Origin of the sequence: Pseudonocardia xinjiangensis (assembly GCF_050948425.1) — a bacterium.
In the GTDB taxonomy this organism is placed as follows: domain Bacteria; phylum Actinomycetota; class Actinomycetes; order Mycobacteriales; family Pseudonocardiaceae; genus Pseudonocardia; species Pseudonocardia xinjiangensis.
In genome coordinates this window covers 5,141,428-5,156,130 of record NZ_CP192009.1, presented here as the reverse complement: position 1 = coordinate 5,156,130, position 14,703 = coordinate 5,141,428, and the positions used below count along the sequence as shown (strand labels likewise).

Sequence of the window (14,703 nt, the reverse complement as noted above, 5' to 3'; positions counted from 1 at the left end):
CGACGGTACCGCCCCATTCCGGCGATGCGGCCGGGATGGGACAGGGTGGGGGCCGACGCGCGCGAGCGGCACCGGCGTCCGGTACGACTGACGTGTGACCATCCCGCGGCTGCTGGCCGTCAGCGACCTCCACGTCCATCACCGGGACAACCGCGCCATCGTGGAGGGTCTGCAGCCGACCTCGGACGGCGACTGGCTGATCGTCGCGGGTGACGTCGCGGAGGAGATCGGGGACGTCGAGTGGGCGCTGGCCCTGCTCCGGGGGCGGTTCGCCCAGGTGATCTGGGTGCCGGGCAACCACGAGCTGTGGACGCGCTCGAAGGACCCGGTACCGCTGCGCGGTGAGGAGCGTTACCGGTTGCTCGTCGAGACGTGCCGGGCCATCGACGTGCTCACCCCGGAGGACCCGTTCGCGGTCTGGGACGGGGCGGGTGGCCCGGCCACGATCGCGCCCCTGTTCACGCTGTACGACTACTCGTTCCTGCCCGAGGGCACCACGACGTCGGCGGAGGGCCTCGAGGCGGCGTACGCGGCGGGGGTGGTCTGCACGGACGAGCACCTGCTCTACGCGGATCCGTTCCCGGACCGGGCCGCGTGGTCCGCCGCGCGGATCGCGGAGTCGGAGCGCCGGCTCGCGCAGGTGGATCCGGACATCCCGACGGTGCTGGTGAACCACTGGCCGCTGACCCGGCTCCCCACGAGGGTGCTGACGTACCCGGAGTTCGCACTCTGGTGCGGCTCCGAGCGCACGGCCGACTGGCACGTCCGCTTCCGGGCCGCCGCAGTGGTCTACGGGCACCTGCACATCCCCCGGGTGACCTGGGAGGACGGGGTGCGCTTCGTGGAGGCGTCGCTCGGCTACCCGCGGGAGTGGAAGGCCCGCGACGAGCGCAACGGCACCACCGTCAGCGAGCTGCTGCCGCGTCAGATCCTGCCGGCGCCCTGACGGGCCCGTGCCCGACCGTCGGACGCGGGCCCCGAGACGTCAGCTGCGTCCGCCACGCTCGCCGTAGCGGCGACGGAACTTCTCGACCGCTCCGGCCGAGTCGAGCACGCGCGCCGCGCCGGTCCAGTACGGGTGCGAGTACGCCGTGATGTCCACCCGGATCAGCGGGTAGGTGTTGCCGTCCTCCCACTCGACGGTGTCGCCGGAGGTCGCCGTCGAGCGCGTCAGGAACGCGTCGCCGGTGGCCCGGTCCTGGTAGACGACGGGCTGGTAAGCGGGGTGGATGTCGGGACGCATCGTGATCTCCCTGGGTCGAGCTCCGGACTGCTACTGTCCTCCTTAACGAGAACGATTGTCATTTTGTTTCCGGGGGGTAGGACGATGTCCCAGGCGTCTGCGACGGGGTTCACGGCAGTCCTCTGCACCGCAACCGGGTGCGGGACCGGTGACGAGGGGACGGTCGCGGCGCCGCTCCTCGACGTGCTGCGCAGCGCGGTCCGGTCGAGCCGCCACGGCGTGCTCGTCACCACCGGCTGCCTGTTCGACGGCCCTGCCTGCGCGATGAGGGCCACGGCGCCGGTGGTGCTCGTGCAGGCCTGTGACGCCCGGCGCAGACCCACCGGCGTCGCCGTCCGGGTCGGGCCCCTGCGGACCTCGGCGGATGTCGACGCGCTCGCCTCCTGGCTCCGGGCCGGGCGCCTCGATCCGGCAGAGCTGCCCGCGCGCCTGCTCGATCTCCATCGCCGGGCCGCGGCGGCGCCGCTGAACTGAGCGACCGGCAATCGGTCCATCTCGACGGGGCCGGTCGAGTTGTGCAGCCTGGTCAGGGTGACCACGACGGGATCCGACGCACTGTCCCGAGCCGGGCTCCGTCGGGTCCTCGTGGTCCTCTGCGTCACCGAGATCACCAGCTGGGGCGTGCTCTACTACGCGTTCCCGGTGCTGGCTCCGAGCATCGCCGCCGACACCGGGTGGTCGATCAGCACGATCACCGCCGCGTTCTCCACGGGCCTGGTCGTCTCCGCCGCCGTCGGGATCCCGGCGGGGCGCTGGCTCGACCGGTCGGGCCCGTGGCCGGTGATGACGGTGGGGTCGGTGCTCGGAGTGCCGGCCGTGGTGGGAATCGCGACCGCCACCACGCTGCCCTGGTTCTTCGCCGCCTGGACGCTGGCCGGTGTGTCGATGGCCGCGGTGCTCTACCAGCCCGCCTTCGCCGCCCTCACCCGCTGGTGGGGACCGCGCCGGGTCACCGCGCTGACCTGGCTCACCCTGCTCGCCGGGCTGGCCAGCACGATCTTCGCCCCGCTCACCGCGGCCCTCGTCGAGCGGCTGGACTGGCGCGACACCTACCTCGTCCTGGCGGCGATCCTCGCCGTGATCACGATCCCCGCCCACCTGTTCGGGCTGCGCGGTCCCTGGCCCCGCCCGGAGTCCGTCGCCGAGACCGCCCACGATCCCGGCGCGGTCGCCCGCAGCCGGCAGTTCGTGCTCCTGGTCGCCGCGGTCGGGCTGGGGGCGTTCACCGCGTTCGCTGTGGTGGTGAACCAGGTTCCGCTGCTCATCGACCGTGGCCTCTCCACGAGCGCCGCGGCGTGGGCGCTCGGCCTGGGCGGGGTGGGGCAGGTGCTCGGCAGGCTCGGTTACGCCGGACTGGTCGCGACCACCGGCGTGCGCACCCGCTCGGTGCTCGTCCTCGCCGGCACCGCGCTCGCGACGGGCCTGCTCGCCGTGCTGCCCGGCCCCCCGGCGCTGCTCGTCGCCGCCGCCATGCTGGCCGGGGCCGCCCGTGGCCTGTTCACGCTGCTGCAGGCCACGGCGATCACCGACCGCTGGGGCACGGCGCACTACGGCCGTCTCGGCGGCCTGCTGTCCGCCCCCGCGATGCTGGCCACGGCCCTCGCCCCGTGGGCCGGGGCCGCGCTGGCCGAGATGCTCGGCGGATACCCCGCGGTGTTCGTGGTGCTCGCGCTCGTTGCCGTCGTGGCCGCCGTGCTCATCGCCGGGAGCGTCCCGCGCACCGCCGCCGACCGGCGCTCGTGAGGCGCCCTCGGGATTGCAGCAAAGCCACGTTCATGCAACGAGGTTGCAGGAAAGTGGCTTTGCTGCAACGCGGCCGGGTGCGGGGTCAGCCCCGCGGCGCCGCCGCCTCGATCGCCTCCAGCGCCTCCCAGGCGAAGGTCGCCAGCCAGTGGGTGGACATGTACTCGTCCGAGACGCTCGCGGCCATCCCGGCCGCGAGCATCTGCGGCCCGCTCGCCACGAGACGCCGGCCGAGCTCGGCGGGAGCCCCGGTCCGGGGAAGCAGCACCTCCGCGATGCGGGCACCGGCCGCCACGCGGTGGAGGTTGAGCCCGAACAGGTGCACCTGCTGCCCGTCGCTCTCGTCGACGACCCCGGCAGGGGCGAAGATCGGGCTGTCCGGTCGCGCGGTGCCGAGGAAGCCGGTGCACCACTCGGCGAACTCGTCCGGGGCGAGGACCAGCCGCATCAGGTCGGCCTCGGCCAGCCCGGGGGAGAGGAAGTCCTGGCCGCTGCGTTCCCAGTCCGCCGGCCAGTCGCGGTCGCCGAGGAACCACGTGCGTGCGGTGGCGACGCACGCGTCCTCCAGTGCCGTGCGCCCCAGCGCGCGAGCCGCGTCGAGGATCATGACCATCCCGTAGGCGGAGTTGCTGTGCACGCCGTGGCGGACGGGAGCCGCCGCCTTCTCGAGCCACGCTCTCGTCAGCTCGTCGATGGTCTCCACCAGCGGCGTGACGTTCGGAGCGAGGGCACGCAGCGCCTCGACGGGCGACGCGGTGAGCTCCACGGCCAGCCGCATCGCCCACGCCCAGCCGTACGGCCGTTCGTAGCGCGGGTGCGCGGCGAGGTAGGCGGCCTCGGCGTGGAGGTTCGCGGCGGTGAGGTTCCCCGCGAGGAGCTCCCCGAGCCGCGCTTCCAGATCCCGGTCGACGCCGAACGCCAGCAGCCGCGCGCTCAGCCAGTGCATGTGCACGCACGAGTGCCAGTCGTAGGAGGTGGCGAACGCGGGATGCAGCTCGATCGGCAGGGCGCGGTCATCGGCGCTGCCCGTCGCGTGGTGGGCCTCGTAGGGGTAGCGCCGGGTGAGGTTGTCGAGCGCGACCGCCGCGAACCCGTCGGCCCATCTCCTGCGATCGTCAGAATGCGACAAAGTACATGATCCCTACGTTGACGAGCAGGAGCAGACCGGCGGTCGGCAACTGCGCTTTGATCGGCCCGTACTTGTCCTTCATCTCCAGCAAGGCAGCCGGAACCAGGTTGAAGTTGGCCGCCATCGGCGTGGCGAGCGTCCCGCAGAACCCGGAGAGCATGCCGATCGCGAAGACCGCCGCCGGGTTGCCACCGAACGTCTGGACGAGCACCGGCCATCCGACGGCGGCGGTCATGATCGGGAAGGCCGCGAAGGCGTTCCCCATGATGATGGTGAAGACCGCCATGCCGACCGCGTAGACGACCACCGCGGCGAACAGTGACCCCTCGGGGAGGACCCAGCCGGCGATCGTGCCGACGGCCTTGCCGACACCGGCCTGGGTGAAGAGGATGCCCAGCGTCGAGAGCATCTGGGGGAGCAGGGCTGCCCAGCCGATCGCCTCGAGCAGGCGACCGCTCTCGTGCAGCGGCGTGCCGAGGCTGGGTGGCCGCAGGATCAGCACCGCGACCACGACGGCGATGATCGCGCTCACGCCCAGGCCGGTCAGGGTGGCGCTCCCGTCCGCGAGCAGGGGAGTGCCGCCGATCGTGATCAGCGGTCCGACGGTGGCCACCAGCACCGTCACGACGGGCACGAGCAGGGCGGGGATGAACAGCTTGTTGCCGAAGCGGCGGGCCGAATCGGCCCGCTCCTCGGGTGTGGTCGTCTTCTCCGGCGATCTCGCGGTCAGGCCGAAGCCGGCCAGTGCCACCATCACGAGCACGACGATGCCGAGGATCCAGGCCGGCGCCTGCTTCGACTGCACGAAGGTGCCATAGCCGAAGCTGACTCCGAGCAGTCCCCAGAACGTTCCGCTGGCGATCCGCCTGGGATTCTCGTGATTGTTCAGGATATGCACGGCGACGCCGATGAAGAACGCCCCGATCAGCCAGTAGAGCCATTCATTCGTCAACACGTGCGAGGCCCTTCGGGGGAGCGGGCAGGAAGGCCATCCGGGCGAGCTGCCGATCGAGCAGTAGAAGTCTGGTGCCGTGTATGAGCAGTGCTGCGACTCCGGTGGGAATGGCCCAGAGTGCGAGTGCGAGCGGTTCGAGCGTGAGGTTGTAGGTGGTGTCGACGAAGCTCGTGATCAGCAGGATCGAGCCGATGGCCACGAAGATGTCCTCGCCGAAGAACACGCCGACGTTGTCCGCCCCGGCAGCGTGTCCCTTGATCTTCTCGGTCATCTTCTCGGGCAGGTCGCCGTACTTCTGCACGGCGGCCCCCTCGGCCATCGGGTAGACGAGCGGCCGTACCGTCTGTGCCGGTCCGCCGATGCTGTTGAGGCCGACGGCCGCTGTGACCTGCCGGATGAACAGGTAGGCCGCCAGCAGGCGTCCGGTCGTCAGCTTGCTGAGCTTGCCGATCAGGTGTTTCGCCTGGTCCTGCAGCCCGTACCGCTCGATGAGCCCGATCACCGGCAGCACGATCACGAAGGTGGTGACCGACCGGCTGCCGGCGAAACCCGTTCCGAACGCGTCGAGTATCTCGACCGGACCGATTCCGGCAATAGCGGCGGTGGCGATGCCGGCCACCGTGACGACCAGCAGTGGGTTGATGCGGAGCGCGAACCCGACTATCACCAGCGCAACGCCGATGAGTGCGAACATCCTTCTCCGTTTCGGGGGAGCGGAAATCGGCGGTCGCGCGAATTCGGCAGCGCCGCCAAAACTGTAGTATGTGACATAGTACTGAGATCGGCAGGCGTCGTGTCAAGCAACCTGGACGGGACGAAACGCGCTCGTGATCAGCGCTTCACGTGACTCTTCATAATCAGGATCTTCCGGACATCCAGGGCTCCTGTGTGGCAGCATGCGCACGTCGGAGCGAAGGAAGGTGGCCGCGATGGTCGGGATCGGGCTCCTCGTCCTGCTCGTCGCCGCCGTGGTCGTCGGTCTCAGGGCCGGCGGGGGAGAGTCGGCGGAGCGGATCGACGTGTGGACGGCTCGGGCCGCGCTCGTGCTGGCCCTCCTCGGCGAGATCGGCGTGGCCTTCCTCGCGACGAGCCTCGGGGCGGCGGACCTCCCGGCCCTCCTGACGTTCGCCGCAGTGCCCCTGGTGCTCACAGCCATCCCGCTCGTGCTGCACGTCGCGACGCTCGGGATCCGGGTTCTCACCGTCGTGTGTGCGCTGCTGCTCACCGTGTACGTCGTGGTCGCCGGCTTGTCGATCGGGCTGTTCTTCGCGCCGGCCGCCATCGCGCTCGTCCAGCTCGCCGCCCTTCGGGCGCGGCGCACCGACGGCCTGGCTGCATCGGACTGACCGGGGAGCCGGTCGCAGGGAAGCCTCTTGACAACGTACAACCGATTAGTTGTATGTTTGTCCCGTGAGCGAGGACGACGAGGAGCGGGCCGACGCCCTGTTCCATGCGCTCGCCGACCGGACCAGGCGCGACATCATGCGCAGGGTGCTGGCCGGGGAGCACTCGGTCTCCGCTCTCGCGGCGAAGTACGACATGAGCTTCGCCGCGGTGCAGAAACACGTCGCCGTGCTGGAGAAGGCCGGCCTGCTCACCAAGCGGCGCAACGGTCGCGAGCAACTGGCCAGCGGCGACGTGAGGGCGGTGCGGTCGGTGGCCTCCATGCTCACCGAGCTGGAACAGGTCTGGCGTGGCCGCATCGCGCGCATCGACGAGCTGATCGCATTCGACACCACAACCCATCCCGACCAGGAGGACTGAACAATGCCCGTCACCGACGTCACGCACGACCTGGATGCCCTGACCCTGACCATTACCGCCGAGTTCGCCGCACCCGTCGAGCGGATCTGGCAGGTCTACGCAGACCCGCGCCAGCTGGAGAAGGTCTGGGGTCCGCCGTCGCACCCGGCGACCGTCGTCGAGCACGACTTCACCCCTGGCGGCCGGGTCAACTACTTCATGACCAGCCCGGAGGGTGAGAAGTTCGCCGGGTACTGGAAGATCACGGCCGTCGACGAGCCGCGGAGCTTCTCGTTCGAGGACGGCTTCGCCGACATGGACTTCACCCCGAACCCGTCCATGCCGGTCTCGACGAACGTCTACAGCTTCACCGAGCACGACGGCCGCACGCGCGCGACGTACGTGGGCAGGTACGAGACCGCGGAAGGGCTGCAGAAGGTGCTGGACATGGGTGTCATCGAGGGCTCCCGGGCTGCGATCAACCAGATCGACGAGTTCATCGCCTCCTGACGTGACGCCTTGGCTGAGCGGCCTTGCGGCGATGGGGGCGTCGCCGCAAGCCGCCGCTCCGCGACGGGCGATGCCGAGTCCGGCGCTGGGGGAGTCGACTCAGCCGGCACCTCGAGCGCCGTAGCGGAGCCCGTCGAAAAGGATCGCCGTGATCCGCGTGGCGCCGGCCGCCGCTCCGGCCGCGAGGAGTCGGTCGAGGGCGTGGGCCATCTGTGCCCGGGCGTCGTCGACGACCGGTGACGACGCCTCCCGCGCCGCGGTCAGCAACGCTTCCCGGTTGCGCCGCGCACTGGACGTGACGGGGCACCGGGGCGGCCGCGGCCTGGGTAGGCGACCGTCCGTCGCCTCGCCGCGGCCGCAGCGAGCGTGCCGGCGCCGACCCTGAGGCGTTCCGACGAGTCGTGGCTCGCGGACCTGGACATGAACCTGCTCGCGGCCGTCCGGCTCGACCGGGTCCTGGTCCCGGGGATGGTCGAGCGCGACTCGGGTGTGGTCGGGCACGTGTCGTCGATCGCGAGCCGGCTGCCGCAGCGGGCCGAGGCCTCGTACGCGGCGGCGAGGCGGCGCTCAGCGCCTACAGCCGTGAGCCGGCGACCGAGGTCGGTAGGCACGGTGTGCGGGTGGTGCGCGTCCTGCCGGGCTTCGTGGTCACCGGGGGCGCGCTGCAGCATCTGCAGGGCATGGCCGAGCAGCAGGCGTCGGCGTGGAGGACGTGAAGCAACAGATCGTGGACCACCTGGACGTGCCGATGGGCCGCCCCGGCGACCCCGAGGACGTCGCGGAGATGATCGCCTTCCTGGCCTCGGACCGCGCCAGGTGGCTGACCGGCGCCGAGTTCCGGGTCGACGGCGGGATCCTCCCGGTGGTGTGAGCCCGGTTCACCTGGGCGGGGCCGTGACGAGCATGGTCGGATCCTGCAGGAGCTCCCGTACCGCTTACCGGCTGAACCTCGGCGGAGAGCATCATCTCCCCGTGGGCGTCGCCGCTGCTATCACCTTCGGGATCGTCGCCCTCGCGGAGTTGGCGGACACCAGCGCCTTGGCGACGCTCGTCCTCGGCACCCGCTTCCCGGCCCGGTGGGTGCTCCTGGGAGTCAGCGCCGCCATGGCTCTGCACGTCGGGCTCGCGATCGCCGCGGGGAGCCTCGTGGCGCTGCTGCCGGACCGGCCACTCGAAGCCATCGTGGCCGTCACGTTCCTCGTCGGCGCGGTGCTGCTTCTCCGCGAGGACGACGATGACGACGAGCTGACCGTCAAGGAGACGCCGAGGACGCGCTGGAGTGTGATAGCGACGAGCTTCGGGGTCACCATGCTCTCCGAGTTCGCCGACCCGACGCAGATCGTCATCGTCACGCTTGCCGCGCGATACGACGATCCGCTCGCCGTGGGCGTCGGCGCCGTCTTGGCGTTGTGGGCCGTATCCGCGCTCGCGGTCTACGGGGGCGCCCGCCTGCGCGGCCTTGTGCCGGTGCGCTGGGTGACCCGGGTGGCGGCAGCCATCCTGGTGGTCCTCGCCGCGATCAGCGCGATCAGCGCGATCCTCGGCTAGCACCGCTCCTGCGCTCGACCAACGTGCTGAAACAACCCGAGGCATGACGAAGGCCCCCTGTCCGTGCTGGTCAGGGGGCCTTCATGGGCGTGGTGGGCGATACTGGGATTGAACCAGTGACCTCTTCCATGCCAATTCGGGATGCCCCGGTCTGCCCGGTAGCCAGCTGGGATGTTCCTACTGGTCGGTGTGTTGGTCTGTGTCGACGCGTGCGGACGGGTGCCGGGTGCGGTAGTGCCTTTCTGGTGCCTCCGGCCCCTTGGGTTCAGGGGGTTCTCGCAACACCGGTAGTGGTTGCGGGTGGGGAGAGTATCCGGGCGAGTGCTTCGGCGGGGGTGTCCCAGCCGAGTGTCTTGCGGGGTCGGGCGTTGATCTCGGCGGCGGCGAGGTCGAGCTCGACGGCGGTGTGGCGTGAGAGGTCGGTGCCCTTGGGGAAGTACTGGCGCAGCAGCCCGTTGGTGTTCTCGTTGCTGCCGCGTTGCCAGGGGCTGTGGGGGTCGCAGAAGTAGATCGGCATGTCCAGGGCGATGGTGATCTCGCCGTGGCGGCTGAGTTCGATGCCTTGGTCCCAGGTCAGCGATCGGCGCAGCGCCGCGGGCAGGCTGTGCATGCTGGTGATCATCGCGTCGCGGACCTGTGGGGCGCCGTGAGTGTCGGGCAGGTGGAGCAGCATGACGAACCGGGTGGATCGTTCGACCAGGGTGCCGATGGCCGAGCCACCGTCCTTGCCGATGATCAGATCACCTTCCCAGTGTCCGGGCACCGCTCGATCCTCGGCCTCGGCGGGCCGTTCGGAGATCATCAGCATGTCGGTGATCCGGGCTCGTTCGCGTCGCTGATCAGCGCGGCGGTGGGGCCGGCGTAGTGCTCGGCCGGTGCGCAGGCAGCGGGTCAGCTCACGGCGCAGCTGGCCGCGTCCCTGCACGTAGAGTTCCTGGTAGATGGTCTCGTGGGACACCCACAGCTCCGGCTGGTCGGGGAAGTCCTGGCGCAACCTGGAGGCGATCTGTTCCGGGCTCCACCGGGCGGTCAGCTCAGCCTGCACCCGGGCGGCCAGTGCGGGGTTGTCGGCCAGCTTGGTCGGTTTCGGTCGTCGGGCCCGCTGCTCGGCCTTGGTCTGGGCCACCCACGCCCGATAACACAGATTCCTGCGCCGGGCGGGTCCCGGGCCCGCCGCGAGGCCTGGGGTTGGCGACTGTCCCGGCCGGCCTGGTTGCGGGTCGTGCCCGGCGCGGGCGCGGGCGCGGGCCGCGCGCTCCCGCGCGGGCCGGGCCCGGGCCGGTCGGTCACCCCACATCATCTGATTGCGCGTGAGCTCACGACCGATCGTGGACCGGTGCCGGCCCAATCGGCGAGCGATCTCGGCATTGCTCAGCCCGGCCGCCACCCCGACCGCGATCTCCTCACGCTCGGCGAGCGACAGGTGCCGTCCCGACGGCTCGTCAAGATCAGGGATCACCCCGCCAGCCTGGGTGACCCAGTGCCGGCCGGTCGTCTCCGACACGCCGGCACAAGCCACCGCCGCCGCGAGCGGCGCACCTGCCTTCCACGCCCGCCAGAAGGCCCACACCCGCACCCTCGACACCCTCGGCCGACCTGTCACCGCCATCACCCCTAGTCAGAAGGGTGTTGCGACGACCCCCAGAATCCGCCCCCTCCGCTGGCGCTAAGGTAACCAGTTTACGGCCCGCGCCCACTCCTCGGCGCGGGCAGTGATCTTGGTGATCAAGGCGCCTTTTGCGTCCGCGTAGGCGTTCATGTCCGGCCAGTCGCGCTCGGCCAGCTCGCGCTTAAGCTTGGCGTACGCCTGCCGATCGGTTGGGTCGTGGCGGAGCCAGTCGCGGAATAACAAGTGGCGACGCTCCCACTCGCTACCTCCCGCACAGACATGTACATGCACGTTGAGATCGGAGGTACGCACCATGCGGTGGCCCGGTTGACGGACCCGCAGGTGATAGCCCACCCGCTCCAAAGCCGGGAGGTACGATGCCTCATCGTCGGCATCCGCGACGCTGAGATCCACGTCAATGATCGGCTTGGCGTCCAATCCGGGCACAGAAGTAGAACCGATGTGGTCGACACGTTGAGCAGTAGCGCCCAACGCGCCCATGATCCGCTCACGCTCAGAGGCAAACTTCTCCGGCCAGATCGGGTCATACGGGACGACGGTGATATCGCGCTTCTCCTGGCCGCCGATCAGCTCGGTCTCCTCACGCACGTGATCAAGCATGGCGCATCATTGCCGCGCGGGCTGAGTCGCCCGCTTCACCGTCCCTCTTGTCTGTTTCGATGTGGTGGACGGGAGTGCCCGGCGAGACCTCCTGTGAGCTACGCGAACGCTCGGCGGTGGTTCTCGTCGTTGGTGCTGCCGGTGGACGTCCTGACGAACGGCCCGACCCCGGCGCGCACCTCACCACCGCAGGTCAGTGTTGTATCCCGCCGACCTGGCGCAGCGCGGTAGCCCTCAGGGAGGTCGACGGGATGCCGCACCAGGCCCTGGTCGATGACGACGTCAGCCCGGCGACCGGCTGGCTCGTACGACGAGGAAAGGCGGGAGTGCGGCTCGCTGGGATTGCTCGGCGATGACGAGGGGGTCAGCAGACGGCTCGGCGACCATGGTCAGGATGAAGCCATGAGCGATGAGGGCGTTGAGGTAGTGCGAAATCATCCGGTGGTGGTTGCCGGCACGGCGCACGCCCCGTGGATTGGCGGAGCGCCAGAATCCCTCGGTGGAGTAGCTTCCGATCACTCGCTCGACCCCGACCCAGCGCGCGTGAGGAGCCTCGAAGCACGGATGCGGCACGGTGAAGGCTAGTTGACCCCCGGGAACTAATGCGCGGCGAATCGAGGCGATGGCGGCATTGAGATCGGGGACGTTGTTGAGCGAAAGGCCAGCGATCACCCAGTCCGCCCAGTCGTTGGCGACGGTGGCCAGACTGCATCCGTCGTCCACGCGATACGTCGCGCCGGTGGCGCCCGTCGCTTCGATCGCCCGAGCCCGTTCGATGAGGCGGACCGTCGGATCCACCCCCACCACTTCCGCACCCCGGCTCGCGGCCGCGCGTGTGATCAGGCCTTCGCCGCAACCCACGTCGAGCACTCGCTGCCCGCTCATGTCCATGGGCAAGACATCAAGCAGCACGGCGCGGGCGAACTGGTGCATCGCGGACCCTCGATCGACGTGATCGGCGTACCAGTCGGCAATGGTGTCCCAGGTATCGGTCATTGCGCTGGAGTCTACGGATGCGGTGGAGGCCCCCGGTTCTAACTGGGGCGCACATCGCTGCAGCCCGCGGTGCCCGGCGCGCGGACCTCTTCGTCCCGAACGCTGCAAGGGTGTCCGTATCCCGACACGCGGACGCAGGACAGCGACGAGCAGATCATTGACCGGGCCGTCTTCCGGTCGTCGCTCCTGCCGGTGGTTCCGCAACGGTACCGCGCGCTCGTGGCGATCGGCGGGAGAGAGCGGGCCTGCGGTGGGGCGAGGCAGTGAGTCTGTGCGCTGACGCACTCAATCTCGACACCGCTCGGCTGCGGGTGATCCGGACGGTGATCGAGGTCGCCGGGCACACCTCGTTCAAGCCGTTCCCCAAGACGACCGCGGGCCGATGCACGGTTCCACTGCCGGCCTGGCTCGTCAGTCTGCTGCGCGAGCACATGGCGCGCTATCCGCGTGGGGAGGCCGGGCTGATCTTCGCCAATCAGGTGGGCGGGGCGTACCGGCGAACGCTGTTCCGCACCCGCGTGTGGAGGCCCGCGCTCGTGCGGGCAGGGCTGCTCGGGCTCGTCGAGCCGGACGGCGACAAGTTCCACGCGGAGTGCGACCGACGCGGCCGGCCTCACCGGATCGGCGATGTTCGGCACGGAAGCGGCGGCGGTGAACCACGTTGCCTGCAACCAGGCCGGCGGACTCCGCTTCCACGACCTCCGCCACTCGTACGCGACATGGCTCGTGGATGACGGGGTGCCGGTGAACATGGTCCGACGGGTGCTCGGGCGCGAACGCTCGTCCACGACCCTGGACCTCTACACGCGGCGGACCGACGACCCGTCGCGAGTCCAACGCGCGCTCGACGACGAGGACCCGGACGACGGCGCGGCGGGCGTTCTGGTGCCCGGGTGACGCGGGTGGTGCCATTTCGGGCCTACGGCGCCGGGTCGAGCGACCCCGGACATGACGAAGACCCCCTGTCCGTGCTGGTCAGGGGGCCTTCATGGGAGTGGTGGGCGATACTGGGATTGAACCAGTGACCTCTTCCGTGTCAAGGAAGCGCTCTCCCACTGAGCTAATCGCCCGAGGCGGAGGCGGGAATCGAACCCGCGTACAGGGCTTTGCAGGCCCTTGCCTAAGCCACTCGGCCACTCCGCCGAATTCCTCGGAGCGATCCGTGGAGTTCGATCCATGGAGGTCCGACGGGACCCGTGGTTCCTCCGAGCGGACGACGGGATTCGAACCCGCGACCCTCACCTTGGCAAGGTGATGCGCTACCAGCTGCGCTACGTCCGCCTGTGCAGCGTGTCCGCTGCGTTGATGGGAGAACCTTAGCGCAGTCGCTGTGGGGGCTTCAAACCACCCCCCGTGTTCTGCGCAAAGGAGCTCCGACCTGCAGTTTTAGTCCCGCGCGGGGTCGTTCAGCAGGTCCGACAGCGCAACGTCGAAGTCCAACCAGGAGTACTCGGTGTCGGCCGGTACCGCCAGATAGGTGCGGTGTAGGAAGTCGCCGAGCGTCTGCGCGCACGTCGTGAAGACCGCGTGGCCCGACGGTGAGGAGAGCTCCAGCTGTACCCGGTGCGGGTCGAGCGGCATGGGCTGCACCCTCACGTCACCGGTGCCGGCCGGTGCGATCAGGCCGTCGTGCAGGAGGTCCCGGGCGAAAACCCAGTCAACGGCGGTGCCGTTGCCGGTCCGGAACGACGCCTGCACGGCGTAGGGGTCACGGCTGCTGTACGTCAGATCGACATTGACGGGCACCGCAGGGGCGTCCGGGGCGATCAGTTCGAACACCGCCGGTGAGCTGATGACCGTGGGCTCGTCGCGCATCCTGCGTCCCTCTTTCACTGTCCCGCGTGGTTCGTCATCAGGAAAAACGACCGTGCCGCGAAGATGTGACGGGTAGAGCCACGAACTCCCTGCAGTTGCCTGGCCAGAGTCACCCGACTGGGCTAATTACTCCAGGCTCACCTGCACGTGGGGTGCTGTGTAGCGGCGGTCCGCGGACGCGGTTCTCCCCGAACGGCCGCCTGTCGGCAGCTACCAGCGACAACGCGTAGTTACCGGCCAGTTACGTCCTGCCCCCACCTTGTCCTCTTCTTTATGTGCGCCGTGGCCGTCGCGGCCGTCCGCTTGAGGTGGCCACCCAGTAGGCTCCGGGCCGAGGCGGACGGCGTAGCCGCCTGACAGAACAGAGGCGGTGGACAGCTGAGCGAGGACGACGAGCAGCGACCCGGCTTCCGGGCCCGGCTCGAGGAGAAGCCCACACTGCGGCGCACATACCGCGTCGGCGTGGCGATCCTCGGCGGGCTGGTGCTCGTCGCCGGCATCATCGCCATCCCGTACCCCGGCCCGGGCTGGCTCATCGTGTTCGGTGGCCTCGCCATCCTCGCCACGGAGTTCAGCTGGGCCCAGCGCGTCCTGCACTACGCCCGCGGCAAGTACGACGCCTGGACCGACTGGCTCGGCCGGCAGATCCTCGTCGTGCGGATCGCCGTGCTGGCCGCCACCGGCCTCATCGTCCTGGCCACCCTCTACCTCCTCAACGCCCTCTACCTGGTCGCCGGCTGGGTGGGGCTCGAGAGGTGGACCTGGTTGCAGAGCCCGTTGTTCGGGTGAGG

19 protein-coding genes and 3 tRNA genes are annotated in these 14,703 nt (G+C 69.8%); 10 read left to right on the top strand and 12 right to left on the bottom strand.

What is annotated here, in order from left to right; all coding sequences use genetic code 11:
• The first annotated feature begins 94 nt into the window (after positions 1 to 94).
• Positions 95 to 946, top strand: a complete 852-nt coding sequence (locus ACQPZA_RS24400; RefSeq protein ID WP_433274100.1) for a metallophosphoesterase family protein — start codon at positions 95 to 97, stop codon at positions 944 to 946.
• 39 nt (positions 947 to 985) lie between these two features.
• Here ACQPZA_RS24400 and ACQPZA_RS24395 read toward each other — a convergent pair whose 3' ends face one another.
• Complete coding sequence (locus ACQPZA_RS24395) at positions 986 to 1,243, bottom strand: type B 50S ribosomal protein L31 (protein WP_169393757.1); 258 nt, start codon at positions 1,241 to 1,243, stop codon at positions 986 to 988.
• 84 nt (positions 1,244 to 1,327) lie between these two features.
• On the opposite strand from ACQPZA_RS24395, the gene ACQPZA_RS24390 reads away from it, so the two are divergent.
• Positions 1,328 to 1,717, top strand: coding sequence for a hypothetical protein (locus tag ACQPZA_RS24390; protein WP_433274097.1), 390 nt, complete (start codon positions 1,328 to 1,330; stop codon positions 1,715 to 1,717).
• 57 nt (positions 1,718 to 1,774) lie between these two features.
• Positions 1,775 to 2,986 (top strand): MFS transporter, encoded by a 1,212-nt coding sequence (locus ACQPZA_RS24385; RefSeq protein WP_433274095.1) that lies wholly within the window; start codon positions 1,775 to 1,777, stop codon positions 2,984 to 2,986.
• Positions 2,987 to 3,071: 85 nt separating this feature from the next.
• Here the strand turns inward: ACQPZA_RS24385 and ACQPZA_RS24380 are convergent, their stop codons facing one another.
• From ACQPZA_RS24380 to ACQPZA_RS24370, 3 genes are read right to left on the bottom strand one after another with little or no spacing between them, the layout of a single operon-like run.
• On the bottom strand, positions 3,072 to 4,115 hold the full coding sequence (locus ACQPZA_RS24380; protein ID WP_433274093.1) for a DUF2891 family protein: 1,044 nt from the start codon (positions 4,113 to 4,115) through the stop codon (positions 3,072 to 3,074).
• Entirely contained in the window at positions 4,102 to 5,070 is a 969-nt protein-coding gene (locus ACQPZA_RS24375; RefSeq protein ID WP_433274091.1) for a DUF979 domain-containing protein, read from the bottom strand. Before ACQPZA_RS24375 ends, ACQPZA_RS24380 begins: the two co-directional genes overlap by 14 nt.
• A complete protein-coding gene (locus tag ACQPZA_RS24370) occupies positions 5,057 to 5,764 on the bottom strand; it encodes a DUF969 domain-containing protein (protein WP_433274089.1) in 708 nt (235 codons plus the stop codon). Before ACQPZA_RS24370 ends, ACQPZA_RS24375 begins: the two co-directional genes overlap by 14 nt.
• Before the next feature lie 202 nt (positions 5,765 to 5,966).
• On the opposite strand from ACQPZA_RS24370, the gene ACQPZA_RS24365 reads away from it, so the two are divergent.
• The 3 genes from ACQPZA_RS24365 (at position 5,967) to ACQPZA_RS24355 (ending at position 7,323) form a co-directional block, all read left to right on the top strand.
• A complete protein-coding gene (locus ACQPZA_RS24365) occupies positions 5,967 to 6,416 on the top strand; it encodes a hypothetical protein (protein WP_433274087.1) in 450 nt (149 codons plus the stop codon).
• 64 nt (positions 6,417 to 6,480) lie between these two features.
• Complete coding sequence (locus ACQPZA_RS24360) at positions 6,481 to 6,834, top strand: ArsR/SmtB family transcription factor (RefSeq protein WP_169393751.1); 354 nt, start codon at positions 6,481 to 6,483, stop codon at positions 6,832 to 6,834.
• A 3-nt stretch (positions 6,835 to 6,837) separates the two neighbouring features.
• Positions 6,838 to 7,323 (top strand): SRPBCC family protein, encoded by a 486-nt coding sequence (locus ACQPZA_RS24355; RefSeq protein ID WP_433274084.1) that lies wholly within the window; start codon positions 6,838 to 6,840, stop codon positions 7,321 to 7,323.
• A 99-nt stretch (positions 7,324 to 7,422) separates the two neighbouring features.
• Here the strand turns inward: ACQPZA_RS24355 and ACQPZA_RS24350 are convergent, their stop codons facing one another.
• A complete protein-coding gene (locus tag ACQPZA_RS24350; protein ID WP_433274082.1) occupies positions 7,423 to 7,590 on the bottom strand; it encodes a hypothetical protein in 168 nt (55 codons plus the stop codon).
• Positions 7,591 to 8,035: 445 nt separating this feature from the next.
• On the opposite strand from ACQPZA_RS24350, the gene ACQPZA_RS24345 reads away from it, so the two are divergent.
• Together ACQPZA_RS24345 and ACQPZA_RS24340 are read left to right on the top strand one after the other, a co-directional pair.
• Positions 8,036 to 8,194, top strand: coding sequence for an SDR family oxidoreductase (locus tag ACQPZA_RS24345; protein ID WP_433274080.1), 159 nt, complete (start codon positions 8,036 to 8,038; stop codon positions 8,192 to 8,194).
• Between the two features lie 101 nt (positions 8,195 to 8,295).
• On the top strand, positions 8,296 to 8,871 hold the full coding sequence (locus tag ACQPZA_RS24340; RefSeq protein ID WP_433274078.1) for a TMEM165/GDT1 family protein: 576 nt from the start codon (positions 8,296 to 8,298) through the stop codon (positions 8,869 to 8,871).
• A gap of 265 nt (positions 8,872 to 9,136) precedes the next feature.
• Here the strand turns inward: ACQPZA_RS24340 and ACQPZA_RS24335 are convergent, their stop codons facing one another.
• From ACQPZA_RS24335 to ACQPZA_RS24325, 3 genes are all read right to left on the bottom strand, one after another.
• Complete coding sequence (locus tag ACQPZA_RS24335) at positions 9,137 to 10,480, bottom strand: IS30 family transposase (protein WP_433274076.1); 1,344 nt, start codon at positions 10,478 to 10,480, stop codon at positions 9,137 to 9,139.
• 57 nt (positions 10,481 to 10,537) lie between these two features.
• On the bottom strand, positions 10,538 to 11,089 hold the full coding sequence (locus ACQPZA_RS24330) for a GrpB family protein (RefSeq protein WP_433274074.1): 552 nt from the start codon (positions 11,087 to 11,089) through the stop codon (positions 10,538 to 10,540).
• 294 nt (positions 11,090 to 11,383) lie between these two features.
• Positions 11,384 to 12,097 carry a class I SAM-dependent methyltransferase gene (locus ACQPZA_RS24325; RefSeq protein ID WP_433274072.1) on the bottom strand — a complete coding sequence of 238 codons (714 nt, stop codon included), beginning with the start codon at positions 12,095 to 12,097 and terminating at the stop codon, positions 11,384 to 11,386.
• 627 nt (positions 12,098 to 12,724) lie between these two features.
• Here ACQPZA_RS24325 and ACQPZA_RS24320 point away from each other — a divergent pair.
• Complete coding sequence (locus ACQPZA_RS24320) at positions 12,725 to 12,994, top strand: tyrosine-type recombinase/integrase (protein WP_433274070.1); 270 nt, start codon at positions 12,725 to 12,727, stop codon at positions 12,992 to 12,994.
• 98 nt (positions 12,995 to 13,092) lie between these two features.
• Here the strand turns inward: ACQPZA_RS24320 and ACQPZA_RS24315 are convergent.
• From ACQPZA_RS24315 to ACQPZA_RS24300, 4 genes are all read right to left on the bottom strand, one after another.
• A tRNA-Val gene (locus ACQPZA_RS24315) sits at positions 13,093 to 13,167 on the bottom strand.
• A gap of 1 nt (position 13,168) precedes the next feature.
• A tRNA-Cys gene (locus ACQPZA_RS24310) sits at positions 13,169 to 13,240 on the bottom strand.
• Positions 13,241 to 13,305: 65 nt separating this feature from the next.
• A tRNA-Gly gene (locus ACQPZA_RS24305) sits at positions 13,306 to 13,378 on the bottom strand.
• A gap of 105 nt (positions 13,379 to 13,483) precedes the next feature.
• Positions 13,484 to 13,912, bottom strand: a complete 429-nt coding sequence (locus ACQPZA_RS24300; protein ID WP_169393742.1) for an SsgA family sporulation/cell division regulator — start codon at positions 13,910 to 13,912, stop codon at positions 13,484 to 13,486.
• Positions 13,913 to 14,290: 378 nt separating this feature from the next.
• Here ACQPZA_RS24300 and ACQPZA_RS24295 point away from each other — a divergent pair, with 378 nt between their 5' ends.
• Positions 14,291 to 14,701, top strand: coding sequence for a TIGR02611 family protein (locus ACQPZA_RS24295; protein ID WP_433282970.1), 411 nt, complete (start codon positions 14,291 to 14,293; stop codon positions 14,699 to 14,701).
• The last annotated feature ends 2 nt before the right edge of the window (positions 14,702 to 14,703 follow it).

What these genes read in the sequence shown, in the direction of transcription:
- ACQPZA_RS24395 (WP_169393757.1), bottom strand. Translation starts at nt 1,243, where the DNA reads ATGCGTCCCGACATCCACCCCGCTTACCAGCCCGTCGTCTACCAGGAC.
- ACQPZA_RS24365 (WP_433274087.1), top strand. Translation starts at nt 5,967, where the DNA reads ATGCGCACGTCGGAGCGAAGGAAGGTGGCCGCGATGGTCGGGATCGGG.
- ACQPZA_RS24335 (WP_433274076.1), bottom strand. Translation starts at nt 10,480, where the DNA reads ATGGCGGTGACAGGTCGGCCGAGGGTGTCGAGGGTGCGGGTGTGGGCC.
- ACQPZA_RS24325 (WP_433274072.1), bottom strand. Translation starts at nt 12,097, where the DNA reads ATGACCGATACCTGGGACACCATTGCCGACTGGTACGCCGATCACGTC.
- ACQPZA_RS24320 (WP_433274070.1), top strand. Translation starts at nt 12,725, where the DNA reads ATGTTCGGCACGGAAGCGGCGGCGGTGAACCACGTTGCCTGCAACCAG.
- ACQPZA_RS24300 (WP_169393742.1), bottom strand. Translation starts at nt 13,912, where the DNA reads ATGCGCGACGAGCCCACGGTCATCAGCTCACCGGCGGTGTTCGAACTG.
- ACQPZA_RS24370 (WP_433274089.1), bottom strand. Translation starts at nt 5,764, where the DNA reads ATGTTCGCACTCATCGGCGTTGCGCTGGTGATAGTCGGGTTCGCGCTC.
- ACQPZA_RS24390 (WP_433274097.1), top strand. Translation starts at nt 1,328, where the DNA reads ATGTCCCAGGCGTCTGCGACGGGGTTCACGGCAGTCCTCTGCACCGCA.
- ACQPZA_RS24355 (WP_433274084.1), top strand. Translation starts at nt 6,838, where the DNA reads ATGCCCGTCACCGACGTCACGCACGACCTGGATGCCCTGACCCTGACC.